The 12,652-nt window shown below is 52.7% G+C and carries 8 protein-coding genes, 1 tRNA gene and 1 rRNA gene; 2 read left to right on the top strand and 8 right to left on the bottom strand.

Annotated features, from left to right (window positions below; all coding sequences use genetic code 11):
• Positions 1–169 precede the first annotated feature (169 nt).
• The 3 genes from PDUR_RS23680 to PDUR_RS23690 all read right to left on the bottom strand — a co-directional run bounded on the left by PDUR_RS23680 (position 170) and on the right by PDUR_RS23690 (position 3,894).
• Positions 170–245 (bottom strand) — tRNA-Ala (locus PDUR_RS23680).
• 138 nt (positions 246–383) lie between these two features.
• A 16S ribosomal RNA gene (locus PDUR_RS23685) occupies positions 384–1,938 on the bottom strand.
• A 381-nt stretch (positions 1,939–2,319) separates the two neighbouring features.
• Positions 2,320–3,894, bottom strand: a complete 1,575-nt coding sequence (locus PDUR_RS23690; protein WP_042208304.1) for an IS5 family transposase — start codon at positions 3,892–3,894, stop codon at positions 2,320–2,322.
• Positions 3,895–4,149: 255 nt separating this feature from the next.
• Here PDUR_RS23690 and PDUR_RS23695 point away from each other — a divergent pair, with 255 nt between their 5' ends.
• On the top strand, positions 4,150–5,406 hold the full coding sequence (locus PDUR_RS23695; protein ID WP_081949633.1) for an MFS transporter: 1,257 nt from the start codon (positions 4,150–4,152) through the stop codon (positions 5,404–5,406).
• A gap of 147 nt (positions 5,407–5,553) precedes the next feature.
• Here PDUR_RS23695 and PDUR_RS23700 read toward each other — a convergent pair whose 3' ends face one another.
• From PDUR_RS23700 to PDUR_RS23715, 4 genes are all read right to left on the bottom strand, one after another.
• A complete protein-coding gene (locus tag PDUR_RS23700) occupies positions 5,554–7,437 on the bottom strand; it encodes a transglycosylase domain-containing protein (RefSeq protein ID WP_042208428.1) in 1,884 nt (627 codons plus the stop codon).
• 26 nt (positions 7,438–7,463) lie between these two features.
• The gene (locus tag PDUR_RS23705; RefSeq protein ID WP_042208429.1) at positions 7,464–8,090 is read right to left on the bottom strand and encodes a hypothetical protein; all 627 of its coding nucleotides are present in this window, start codon (positions 8,088–8,090) and stop codon (positions 7,464–7,466) included.
• 85 nt (positions 8,091–8,175) lie between these two features.
• Complete coding sequence (locus PDUR_RS23710; protein WP_042208430.1) at positions 8,176–9,315, bottom strand: sensor histidine kinase; 1,140 nt, start codon at positions 9,313–9,315, stop codon at positions 8,176–8,178.
• Between the two features lie 24 nt (positions 9,316–9,339).
• Positions 9,340–10,047 carry a response regulator transcription factor gene (locus PDUR_RS23715; protein ID WP_042208431.1) on the bottom strand — a complete coding sequence of 236 codons (708 nt, stop codon included), beginning with the start codon at positions 10,045–10,047 and terminating at the stop codon, positions 9,340–9,342.
• 167 nt (positions 10,048–10,214) lie between these two features.
• On the opposite strand from PDUR_RS23715, the gene PDUR_RS23720 reads away from it, so the two are divergent.
• Positions 10,215–11,483: a molybdopterin-dependent oxidoreductase gene (locus tag PDUR_RS23720; RefSeq protein WP_042208432.1), complete on the top strand. Its 1,269-nt coding sequence runs from the start codon at positions 10,215–10,217 to the stop codon at positions 11,481–11,483.
• A gap of 104 nt (positions 11,484–11,587) precedes the next feature.
• Here the strand turns inward: PDUR_RS23720 and PDUR_RS29410 are convergent, their stop codons facing one another.
• Entirely contained in the window at positions 11,588–12,649 is a 1,062-nt protein-coding gene (locus PDUR_RS29410) for a hypothetical protein (protein WP_042208433.1), read from the bottom strand.
• Positions 12,650–12,652: the final 3 nt, after the last annotated feature.

Below are 12,652 nucleotides of genomic sequence, written 5' to 3' on the forward strand. Positions count from 1 at the left end.
CCCTTCAAAGCCAAAAGTCGCTCGCAATCAAAAACTTACGCTTTCACTCTAAGCATCACTTACTTCACTTGTTTGGACACAAGTTCAGCTAAAAGATGTTCTAAAACGCAATTTTCGTTTCGGTATCCAGTTTTCAAGGATCAAGACACAACAAATAGATGAAGTTTGTTGGTGGAGCCAAGGAGGATCGAACTCCTGACCTCCTGCTTGCAAGGCAGGCGCTCTCCCAGCTGAGCTATGGCCCCGCAAATTCCATCAAAACTGAACAAATGGGAACACGTTAGTTCAAAGCTTTGCGAAGCAAAGCTGCTTCGAAAGCATAGGCTTGGAAGCTTACACTTCCATATTTGAATGTTTCCGCCACGGGAAACGATTCTCCATAGAAAGGAGGTGATCCAGCCGCACCTTCCGATACGGCTACCTTGTTACGACTTCACCCCAATCATCTACCCCACCTTCGGCGGCTGGCTCCTTGCGGTTACCCCACCGACTTCGGGTGTTGTAAACTCTCGTGGTGTGACGGGCGGTGTGTACAAGACCCGGGAACGTATTCACCGCGGCATGCTGATCCGCGATTACTAGCAATTCCGACTTCATGCAGGCGAGTTGCAGCCTGCAATCCGAACTGAGACCGGCTTTCTAAGATTGGCTCCGCCTCGCGGCTTCGCTTCCCGTTGTACCGGCCATTGTAGTACGTGTGTAGCCCAGGTCATAAGGGGCATGATGATTTGACGTCATCCCCACCTTCCTCCGGTTTGTCACCGGCAGTCACTCTAGAGTGCCCAGCTCAACCTGCTGGCAACTAAAGTCAAGGGTTGCGCTCGTTGCGGGACTTAACCCAACATCTCACGACACGAGCTGACGACAACCATGCACCACCTGTCTCCTCTGTCCCGAAGGCCGCGCCTATCTCTAGACGATTCAGAGGGATGTCAAGACCTGGTAAGGTTCTTCGCGTTGCTTCGAATTAAACCACATACTCCACTGCTTGTGCGGGTCCCCGTCAATTCCTTTGAGTTTCAGTCTTGCGACCGTACTCCCCAGGCGGAGTGCTTACTGTGTTAACTTCGGCACCAAGGGTATCGAAACCCCTAACACCTAGCACTCATCGTTTACGGCGTGGACTACCAGGGTATCTAATCCTGTTTGCTCCCCACGCTTTCGCGCCTCAGCGTCAGTTACAGCCCAGAAAGTCGCCTTCGCCACTGGTGTTCCTCCACATCTCTACGCATTTCACCGCTACACGTGGAATTCCACTTTCCTCTTCTGCACTCAAGCTGCCCAGTTTCCAGTGCGACCACAGGTTGAGCCCATGGTTTAAACACCAGACTTAAACAGCCGCCTGCGCGCGCTTTACGCCCAATAATTCCGGACAACGCTTGCCCCCTACGTATTACCGCGGCTGCTGGCACGTAGTTAGCCGGGGCTTTCTTCTCAGGTACCGTCACTCTTGTAGCAGTTACTCTACAAGACGTTCTTCCCTGGCAACAGAGCTTTACGATCCGAAAACCTTCATCACTCACGCGGCGTTGCTCCGTCAGGCTTTCGCCCATTGCGGAAGATTCCCTACTGCTGCCTCCCGTAGGAGTCTGGGCCGTGTCTCAGTCCCAGTGTGGCCGTTCACCCTCTCAGGTCGGCTACGCATCGTCGCCTTGGTGAGCCGTTACCCCACCAACTAGCTAATGCGCCGCAGGCCCATCCCTTGGTGACAGATTGCTCCGCCTTTCAGCCTCCTAGCAGGAGCTAAGAGGAATTATCCGGTATTAGCTACCGTTTCCGGTAGTTATCCCAGTCCAAGGGGCAGGTTGCCTACGTGTTACTCACCCGTCCGCCGCTAAGTCTTTTGAAGAGCAAGCTCTCCAAAAGACTCCGCTCGACTTGCATGTATTAGGCACGCCGCCAGCGTTCGTCCTGAGCCAGGATCAAACTCTCCAATAAAGATGTTGCAGAGCAACATCGGCCGAATATGAAATCGGTCCAACTCGGCTGAGCGGATGATTTCGTATTCAGATATCGATAGAGCGATTAGCTCAATTTGAAACTGACGATTCATTCACATGAATCATTTATATTAACGTGTTCCATTTGTTCAGTTTTCAAAGAACTTGCTCCCGGCATTTTGAATATTTCGTCTCATGCACAGGAATTATAGAATAACATATTCAACTTCGTTCGTCAACTCTTTTTTTCAATCGTGATTTTCAACTTCATCACAACCTCGCGAGCGACAAGAAATAATATATCATGCCTATCTTCAACTTGCAACACTTTTTTTAAAATTAATTATTTAGAGTTTGCTGAACAACATATCGGTTTTGGTTAACACCCGGTAAGTGGCCTATAGAAAATCCAGCCGAAAAAATGGACAAAAAGAGCCCGTAACCGGCGCTCCAAATTCATGACCATGAATGAAAGGGCGATTACTGTCAGGCTTCTTGCCGCGCCTTTCGCTCGAATCAAGCCTAACCCGTAGCGGCGTTTGCCTTCTCCAAACTTGCCTTCGATCGCATTGCGTTCCGCTGCATCTTGCCGTTCTTGCTTACGGTGTGTCGCCTGGTTTTCTGTTGAAGGCCTGCCCAGTTTGGGGCCGCTGAGACGAATGCCCACCCCTTTACAGTAGGCAAGGTTCTCTCGATTCCGGTAGATCTTGTCTGCCAGGATCACCGCCGGATACGCGCCAAAACGCTCTTTGTACGATTTCACCGCATCTTGCAGGGTGCCCGATTCGTTAAAGTTGTCCCATTGCATCGTTTCGATCCAGGCGTATCCGTTGGACAGACTGGCTGCTATCTTGGCTCCAAACTCGACGGACGCTCCGGCTTTTCCCCGGACAATCGGTCGGACATGCGGCTGTTCGATGCTTACGATTCGATGCTCCACCCGGTGCACTCCGCCATTCATCATTTCTTGTTGCTGCCGGTGCAGTTCGCGAATGACTAGCAAACGGCGATAGGTCATTTTGCTCAAAGTACTCAGCGAGGTTTGCTGGCTCAGGTTTTCAATGATTCGCAGATCCCGACCCACATAGCCGAGCTGCTTCTTGACCGCTTTGCGGATCGTTTTACCTTTGGGCTGGCGTTGTTTAGATACAAGCAGGTACGCTTTACGGGCTTGTCTGCGGTACGTGCGCGGCTTCTCCGCCAGACCGATCAGCGGCTGATGCAATGCGTCAATGATACCTTCCAGGATTTCACGAGCATGATTCAATAGCCCCAGATCTGTCGGATACTTGATGTCGGCAGGCGCACAGGTTGCATCCAGCATCAACGTGCCGCGATGGGTTTGTGCGTCGGGATTGGGAAGAAGACGAAAGAGGGACTTGGCCTTGCCCTTTTGTTGAGACTTTTCCGGCGTGGTATCCACTTCCAGAATCGTTAGGGTGTCGTCCATTTTCATGACCATTTGTCCACCCCCCGGGTGATCATCGTCGTCATCACGTGTTTGTTCCTTGGCTTTAGCCGCTGCTTTTGCTGCTTCCTGCTCGGCCTTCAGCCCTTCTTTTATGATCCAGTCATTGATCTCGTGAAGGATGTCGGGACCCAACCGGTCGCGAAAGTGAGTCATCAAGGAATGATGGAAGGGCTCTTTGTCCACGTAACCGCCAAAACCCAGAAAATACTGCAAATAGGGGTTTTCCATGATCTGCAAAGTGGTTTCCCGGTCGGTTAAGCCTAGACGTTCCTTGATCAACAGGGAGCCCAAAGCCAAACGTACCGAATACGCCTTTTGCCCTTCGTCGGGTGCGCCGAACACCTTTACATATTTTTCTTCCGCTTGCTCCCAGGGAACGAGCTTGGCCAGCTTCACCCACCGATTGTTGGGGTTCAGTTTGCCGCCAAAGGGCAGGTAAAAATCTTTGAGAAGATCGTCGGTCGATTCTATCCGTTCAAACATGATAATTCACTCCATCTGCAAGGTTTTTTTGCATTTTTCGAGTATTTCCTTGCAGATGATTTCGACAAAAACGGCTTCTATTCCTTGTGGGAGTAAGAGTTTTTGTTTATTCAGCAAGCCCTATTTATCTATTACACAAAGGTATTAATCGGTGTATATCTCATAGTTTTTGTAGAATGTTCATTGCAGTGAAACAGTAAAACGAGTTATCGTAATCCATATCGATTGCCCGGCTTAATATAGAAAGGAGCTGTTATGAGAAATCAATCAACGTCTACAATATCGCAGGTAAATGTGGCTGCCAAAGAGCAGCGCAATCTTCAGCAGGCCACGATCTATCGGATTCTGCTGGCCGTCGGTTTCGTCCACTTGTTCAACGATTCCATTCAGGCGGTTATCCCGGCTATTTTTCCTATCCTTAAGAGTAATATGCTGCTCTCCTTCGCCCAAATCGGATGGATAGCGTTTGCGCTCAACGTTACGTCTTCGGTTATACAGCCAGTCATCGGCTACGCCGCAGACCGCCATCCGCGTCCGATCCTGCTTCCACTCGGGATGGGCAGCACTTTAACGGGGGTTATGCTGCTGGCCTACGCCAATAATTATGTGCTGGTGCTGGTCTCCGTCATTCTGATCGGGTTCGGCTCAGCGACCTTCCATCCCGAAGGCATGCGTGTAGCGCATATGGCTGCCGGTCTTAAAAAGGGGTTGTCCCAATCTATTTTTCAGGTCGGAGGCAATGCAGGGCAGTCGCTCGGCCCGCTGCTGACGAAGTGGATTTTTATCCCGTTCGGACAGATTGGCGCTTTGGGCTTTACGATCATTGCGGCCGCCGGTGTCGTGGTGCAGACCTATGTAGCCCGGTGGTACCGGGAGATGCTGGATGCCGGCTATACGTTCAGCAAAAAAACCGTGTCCCGTGCAATGGATCCCGCCAGAAGGAAAAGCATTTTGAGGGCAACAATCGTTCTGGTCTTAATCGTCTTTGTTCGTTCGTGGTACGGTCAGGCCATCGGAAGCTACTATGCGTTCTATCTAATGGATAAATACGGTCTGGTGCTGGATAGCGCACAGAACTATATTTTTATGTACTTGGCTGCCGGAGCGCTGGGCACTCTCTTCGGAGGCCCGCTAGCAGACCGGTTCGGACGGCGGAATCTCATCCTGTTCTCCATGGTTGGAACGGTTCCGTTCGGACTTGCCCTCCCGTTCGTAGGGCAATTTTGGGCAGGCGTGCTGCTGCTCATCGGCGGATTTATCCTGCTGTCCAGTTTCTCGGTCACCGTCATTTATGCGCAAATGCTGTATCCCGGCAATATCGGCACCGTCTCCGGGCTTATTACCGGACTGGCTTTCGGCCTTGGCGGCATCGGTTCGCTGTTCATCGGCCGTATGATCGATATGGTCGGTATCACCCATGTCTTCATTGCCTGCGGCTTCCTGCCGCTTCTCGGCCTAATCGCCTTGCTTCTCCCGGGAGACCGGAAGCTGGAGGAATGGGCGGCGGAGTAAGCCATGGGAAGCGGAACCGCTGCAAGGAGGCTCATTACTCCTTTTTAAAGGGAGGATGCGCCTTTTCATGATAACGGCATTTTTGATGTCCCCGGGCAAGAAAAAGGAGGGGGCATGAAAACTGGGCACATTAAGGCTTATCAGAGCTTATCGCTGCGCCTGACGTAAGGCCGGTTCCATAACTCTGGCAAATAAGGCGGCTGCCGTGCCGCTGCCTGCGGTCATATAGTTATCCCTGTCGGTTCGGTCGAACCCTATCCACACGGCGGCCGTCCATTCTGGCGTATAGCCGACAAACCAAATGTCACGATTCGCCTTGCGATCGGTTGCCGGCAGATCCAGTTCCGTTGTTCCGGTCTTTCCGGCGACCGGTCTGTTCATTTGCGCTTTTATACCTGTACCTTCCTGGACGACGTTCCGCAGCATGGCGGTCATTTCCCCGGCAGTTCGAGCCGAAATCACCCGGGAAGCAGCCGGAGCATGCTCGTACAATAAGATTCCGTGACGGTCTGTAATTCGGCGGACGGTAAAGGCTTCCCGGTAGTAGCCGCCGCTTGCGAACACACTATAGGCTTGGGCCAGCTTTAGCGGAGACACCCCTTTATGCAGCCCGCCAAGCGCTATAGAGAGGTTATTGTCCTCGTCGGTCAACTCGATGCCAAGCCTGGATGCAAACTGACGCGCATAAGCAAGGCCCGTCTGCCTTAGCAGCCATACCGCCGGGGCGTTGGCGGATTTTCGAAGCGCCGCACTCATCGTTAATTGTCCCGCATAGGCGCTGTTTATATTTTGGGGCCGATAGCTTCCATAAGCGTACGGCCGGTCGGGCAGCACGCTCTCAGGCGTAAACTTCCCGCTCTCCAGGGCGGGGCCGTAAACGATAATCGGCTTAAAGGCTGAGCCGGGCTGGCGGGCGTCAAGTACCGCCCGGTTCAGATCTCCTTCGCGGGGATTGCGTCCGCCGGTCATAGCAACGATCTCGCCGTTATGGTGGTTTATAATGACCATGGCGGCCTCCGCCTTGCTGCCCTTGCCATCCGGAGGAAAGAGTTCCTTCCTCAAAAAAGCCTTATCCAGCGCCGACTGGGCTCCTTTGTTCATCACGGTTTCAATCATATACCCTCCCGTTCGAAGCTTGTTCACCGGTATGCCGGTTACCCGCGACGCTTCGCGGAGCGATGCCTCCATATAAGAAACGGCCGATGGTCCATCTTCAGCTTCTCCGGGCGGCTCATACTTGCTGACGACTGCCTCCCTCATTTCACCCTCGGTGATTAAACCTTCGCGCCGCATGATGCCAAGAACTATTTTGCGCCTTTCCAGCGACCTCTCGGCGTTATCCGCCGGATTATAAACGGAAGGCCCTTTTGGAATTCCCGCCAAAACAGCAATCTGCCAAATCTCCAGCCGATTCAGATCAGAGACACCGAAATAGCGCTCTGCCGCAGACTTCACGCCATACATCCCTCTCCCCATATAGATTTCATTCAAATACAGCTCCAGGATTTCATTCTTGGACAGATGCCTTTCCAGAGCGACGGCGATGGAGGCTTCATTAAGCTTGCGAAATATAGTTCTGTCTCTGTTCAGATAGAGACTGCGGGCAAGCTGCTGTGTAATGCTGCTCCCTCCCTCGGAAAGTCTCATCCGAGCGGAATTGTTCACGGCCGCTCGCAGAATTCCCTTGTAATCAATACCATTATGGCTATAAAAGCGCTTGTCCTCAACGGCAATAAACGCCTTGATCAGAAGCTCAGGCATTTCCTTCAGCTTGGCCGTTTGTCTGTAACCGGACCCGGGCAAAGGAATCCGGCCGATACGCGTGCCGTCCGAAGCCACGATGACGCTGGATTCGGGAAGAATCAGATGATCCGAATGACGATGAACAGTATATCTTCCGTAAACGAACATATATATGAGCGCCATCAGTCCCAGTATCACAGCGAGCACTCCCGCGTCAAACAGCCTGCACAGGAAGCGGAGAACACCGATGCGCCGGCTCTGAATTCCGTGGTTACGGGGATATGGCATTCCTCTCCAAACAGCGAATATTTTCTTCATGAGACAACCAGGCTTTCAAGCGAGCGTTCCATGTCCAGCAATTCCACTTGAATCGATTCCAGATGGGCATATAAAGCACTCTTCCGGTCGGGGATCTCTAATTCCGCCGCCGACAGCTCTCGAATTATTCTTCTCGTTCTTAGGACGAGAGCGATAGCCTCCCCGCCGAACACGCTGCCAGACGACTCCGGATCTGCGGATGAGTACGAACCGGACGAATCGGGTGAATTCTCCCATCTGCCTCTGCCGATTCGCTGCAAATTAGCAGCGATTTCCCCTAGTTCTCCTCCGGAGCGAACGGCGGCTTCCGAAATTTTGCCGCCTTCCGCCAGTTCCTCCGATGCCCGCAGGAGCACCTTCATATCACGGGCCAGCATTTCGGATCGAAGCATATATAGAAGACCGAAGCATGTTAAATACAAGATGACGGATAAAGGTGTCCGCCCAATAATATTGATGATCCCGTTCGATACCCGGATAAACAGGGAAGCCGATTCCGGCGAATAGCAAGCATACAGTAGGGCAAACATCCTGCGGACGACAAACAACAGGACGCCGCTCAACAGAGCGCATCCGCCGGTGATATATAAATAGCCGAACCGCACCGTATACAATCTTTTCATGGCTTTTTCCTCCTCGCATTTAGGCAACTGCCAACCTAAAGCTAAAGGATATCGGCTAAATCTTAAGAACCGCCAAGGTCTTTTCTTAAGATTTTCTTAATATTGGTTCAGGCGTCCCTTCCTCACATAAGGGGAATCGGGTAATAAAATCAGTCCGGCTCATATCGCTTTCTGCGGAAATGACGCCGTTGTGACGCTCAATAATCCCTTGGGCGATGGCGAGACCCAGCCCCGACCCGCCGGTATGCTGCGAACGGGAGCGCTCCGCCCGGTAAAAGCGTTCGAAAATATGCGGCAAATCGCTTTCCGCGATCCGCTCGCCGAAATTACGGATTCGCACCACCGCTTCATCGCCCTCACGGCTGAGTCCAATCTCCACTTTCTTACCTTCTTTTCCGTAACGGATCGCATTGGTAATTAAGTTCTCATAGGCCCGGACCAATTCATGGGGGGACGCCATGATCCACAGCTCAGCGGCGTCATCCACTATTTGATAAGTCATGCCTGCCTGCTCCAGCGCGGGGACTGATTCTTCCGCCAGTTGACGCATGAACGCCTTCAAATCAAGCTTTTGCAGCGCCAGCGTCAGTCCTCCGCCGTTCACACGGGTATATTCGAACAAGTCGTCAATCAGCTTTTGCAGCACCAATGTTTTCTGATAGGCAATGCTCACATAGTAACGCATCTCGGCTTCTTCCCGGCAGCGATCGCGCTCAATGTATTCCAGAAATCCGAGGATAGAGGTGAGTGGAGTCCGAAGATCATGAGAAACACCCGTAATCAGGTCGTTTTTCGCATTTTCCGCCCTTCGTTCCTCCTCCAGAGAGTGCTGCAGACGCTTGGCCATTTCGTTGATATTTTCAGCCAGCACCCCCAGTTCGTCTCCTGTACGGACCTCGATTCTATGCGCCATCCCTACTCTGGTCATTTGTTGAATGCCCTGTGTAATTTCCTCCAGGTACAAGACGATTTTACGTGTATAAATAAAAAAGAAGAGCAAAAAGCTGGCGATTCCCACCGTCGTCAGTAAAGGTACGGAGCCAATGTGGTTAATGATCCACCGGAGAATCCGGCGGTATGGAGCATTCGGAGGGCCCGAGTTCATATAAACCATTGAGTTCACCAACTGGTAGCAGGCTGTCAGCAGCGCCGCCGCAGTCACACTGCTAAGCACAAAAGCCAGGATAAACTTCCAGCGGATCGTCGCGATAAATTTGCCGTTCATAAGGGTGTCCCGCCTTTCCTCTATCTAGGATGGGCCATCCAGCTTATAGCCGACTCCCCAGACTGTTTGAATATAACGCGGGCGCTTCGGATTAAGCTCGATTTTTTCCCGGATATTGCGAATATGTACCATTACCGTATTCCCTCCGTCAAGAAAAGGCTCGTTCCACAGGCTGCGATAAATCTGCTCCATGCTCAGCACTTGACCCTGATGACGGGCCAGCAGCTCCAGAATAGCGAACTCCCGGGGTGTCAGCTTAACCCTTCGGCCATCCACGCTGACCTCATGCTTCGCGGTATCGATAAGCAAATCCTCGAACTGAAGCTCATGATCGCTTTTGCGGGAGGAGAAATCCTTGTTCCATTTATGATAGCGGCGAAGCTGGGATTTGGCCCGGGCCACGATCTCCAGCGGATTGAACGGCTTGCCGACATAATCGTCCGCGCCAAGGCTGAGACCTGTAATTTTGTCCATGTCGGTATTTTTAGCGGACAGCATAATAATCGGCATTTTCCGAGCCTCGCGAATTTTCAGGCATGCGGCAATCCCGTCCATATGGGGCATCATGACATCCAGAATGATCAGATCCACCTCCTCTTGCTCCAGCCATTTCATGGCCTCCAGGCCGTTGTAAGCTTTTAGCAGCCGATAACCCTCATTGTTAAAATAAATTTCAAGCAGCTCAACAATTTCTTTCTCGTCATCTACCAGCAATATCGTTTCCTGCTTCACCGTGGGCAGCCTCCTCTTGTGCCATAGCAATTGCCTTCTTCAATCTTACCAAAAGCTAGGAAGGTTCGCCCTTTGGATCTGTGTCCAAGCATTATTCAATGCCTGCTTTTTGCGTTACAATTAATTAAAACTTGAAATATCTCCGGTTCTGGGAAGGAGGAAGCACAATGCTAAAACAATCGCTGGCGCGCATTCGGAAAGGCTATGGGAAAAAGCTGATCTCCATTCACGCATGGAACGCCTGGCTTGTGCTGTTCTTGGCTGTAAGCGGTTTGATGCTGCTGGGCGCTTTTTGGCGGGAATGGCTGGGGGAAGGCAGAGTCTGGCTAAAATGGGGGCATATCCTGGCCGGGCTGGTCCTGCTTCTTCCGGTTGTCTATTATCTGCTGCTGGCGGCCAAGCATTGGAAGCGTCTGAAGGGGAAGCCGGCGCAAAAAGCCAACGTCATCACAGTGCTCACGCTGCTGTTCGGCTGGATTGTATCGGGGATTGTGCTTTGGCAGTATAAAGCCTTCGGTCCTCGGGCGGCCAATGCCGCGCTGCTGGCGCATGATCTCTTCACCTGGATTGGACTGCCGATTATTATTTACCATTCGATTACCCGCACCCGCTGGCTTAAAGAACCGGATAAGCGGTCGATTCGGCCGGAACAAGAAACCAAAGTCGCAGCAGTTTCCAATAGAACGGAAAAATGGCTCACGCAGCCCCAGCCCATCTATACGCGGCGCGGATTTCTCAAAGCCGCCATCGGCGCAGGGCTGGCGGTCACGCTTGGACCTACTTTTGTCCGCTGGATGGGCCAGTGGCTGCAGCTGCCTTCAGCGGGAGAGTCTGCGGCGGCTAATGCCAACCGTCTTCTGCCCGACCCCGTTCCGCTGCCGCAGTCTTCCCCGCCGATCGGCGGAGGCGCTGAAGGACATTTCCGCATTTATACGGTGACGGACATCCCCTCTTTCGACAATTCCAACTGGTCTTTTAAGGTCGACGGTCTGGTGGACAACAAGCTGAACTGGAACTGGGAGCAGTTCGTCAAGCTCCAGCGGGAGGTACAGGTGAGCGATTTTCACTGCATCACAGGCTGGTCGGTCTATAAAAATACATGGGAGGGCATCCCGCTTGCAAAGCTTATGGACATGGCCGGGGTGCAGAATACCGCCACAAGCGTCAAATTTTATTCCGGGGACGGCGTTTACACCGATTCGCTCACTCTGGAGCAAGCGCGGATGGACGATGTGCTGGTCGCCGTTATGCATGACGGCAGGCCGATTACAAATGAACTCGGCGGTCCCGTACGGCTTATCGTTCCGCAAATGTATGCCTATAAATCGGTGAAATGGCTCAACCGCATTGAGCTGATCGAAGGCGAGCATATCGGCTACTGGGAGCAGCGGGGGTACGATGTTGACGCCTGGCTGCCGGGGAAAGTAAAAATATAAGGCCAAACGATAGGCGCGAAGCTCATACAGTCTAATATTTCAAAAAAAGGTCTGTCCGCGAGAAAGATCTCTATCCCCGGACAAACCTTCATTTAGAACCAGTGTTACTCCTTGATTTCCTCAAAGGATGCATCGTACAGCCGGAACATGGTCTTATATCCCGACTCGTCGATCTTAATCCCCACCTCAAGCCGTCCCGTTACCTGCAGCGGACCCGATTTATGTCTCAGTTTAATATCGTCCGGCACAAATACAATCATAATCTTGTTCCAGTACGTTTCGTCCCCGTTGTCAAAAGGACATTCGGCTCCAGGCTGAGGGATCAGCAGGAACCAGTGCTTCTCGAAGGATAGCACCTCGCCCATAAAGCCTTTGATGGTCACTTTGCTTTTGCTCTCGCTGAGGTCCCAGAAACGCTCCGACGGCCGGGTCTGGTCGCCCCCGTCAAAAAATTCCGACCAACCGATCTTTACCGTGCCTGACGGGCTGCCGTTATCCGAGCTTTTGGCCGCCTCTTCTCCGGCATTCCCCGGAGCAGCGGAGGCCGACGCTTGGGTCTTGCTGCCGTTGTCAGCATAAGCTGACGGCGAAGGCGAAGCAGAGACCGGCTTGCGCGCAGGGGAAGGAGCGGCGGAAGCAGAAGCCTTCCGGTTAGAACCGGACGGCTTGGCCTCGGCGCTGTGGACAGGAAGCGCCGCAGGCTTGGAGCTGGCAATTGCCTTCTGCCCTCCGGAAGAAGGCGTTGCTTTGGCCGATTGTGCCTCTGACGCCGAATCTGAAGCTTCGGCCTTAGGGGCAGGCGTTGGCTTCGTATCCGGTGTAGCCAACGCAGATGACGCCGGAGATGGTGCCGCAGAGCCGGGAGCGGCAGCAGTAGAACCCGGGGACGGTTCGGCAGAGGCGATAGCGGCGGTGGCGGAACCCGGGGAAGGAGAAACGGCCGGGGAAACTTCAGGCGAAGAAGAGTCCCCGCCAGCAGCAGAATCTCCGGCTGCCTTCCTATCCTCGTTGACCTGGGAATGATCTTGTTCTTCAGCAGATACCGAGGTGTTCTGAACCGACGAAAACGAAGACGCCGACGTCTCTTGCCCATCCTTGCCGCATGCGGACAGCAATAGGGTAAGGCACACAGCCGCGGCGGTCAGAAACTTTTGTCTTGTCTTCATAAG

Origin of the sequence: Paenibacillus durus (genome assembly GCF_000756615.1) — a bacterium.
GTDB classification, from domain to species: domain Bacteria; phylum Bacillota; class Bacilli; order Paenibacillales; family Paenibacillaceae; genus Paenibacillus_AQ; species Paenibacillus_AQ durus.

Bases quoted from the DNA above. Each gene is read 5' to 3' on its own strand.
- PDUR_RS23720 (WP_042208432.1), top strand. From the start codon at position 10,215: ATGCTAAAACAATCGCTGGCGCGCATTCGGAAAGGCTATGGGAAAAAG.
- PDUR_RS23690 (WP_042208304.1), bottom strand. From the start codon at position 3,894: ATGTTTGAACGGATAGAATCGACCGACGATCTTCTCAAAGATTTTTAC.
- PDUR_RS23710 (WP_042208430.1), bottom strand. From the start codon at position 9,315: ATGAACGGCAAATTTATCGCGACGATCCGCTGGAAGTTTATCCTGGCT.
- PDUR_RS23705 (WP_042208429.1), bottom strand. From the start codon at position 8,090: ATGAAAAGATTGTATACGGTGCGGTTCGGCTATTTATATATCACCGGC.
- PDUR_RS29410 (WP_042208433.1), bottom strand. From the start codon at position 12,649: ATGAAGACAAGACAAAAGTTTCTGACCGCCGCGGCTGTGTGCCTTACC.
- PDUR_RS23695 (WP_081949633.1), top strand. From the start codon at position 4,150: ATGAGAAATCAATCAACGTCTACAATATCGCAGGTAAATGTGGCTGCC.
- PDUR_RS23700 (WP_042208428.1), bottom strand. From the start codon at position 7,437: ATGCCATATCCCCGTAACCACGGAATTCAGAGCCGGCGCATCGGTGTT.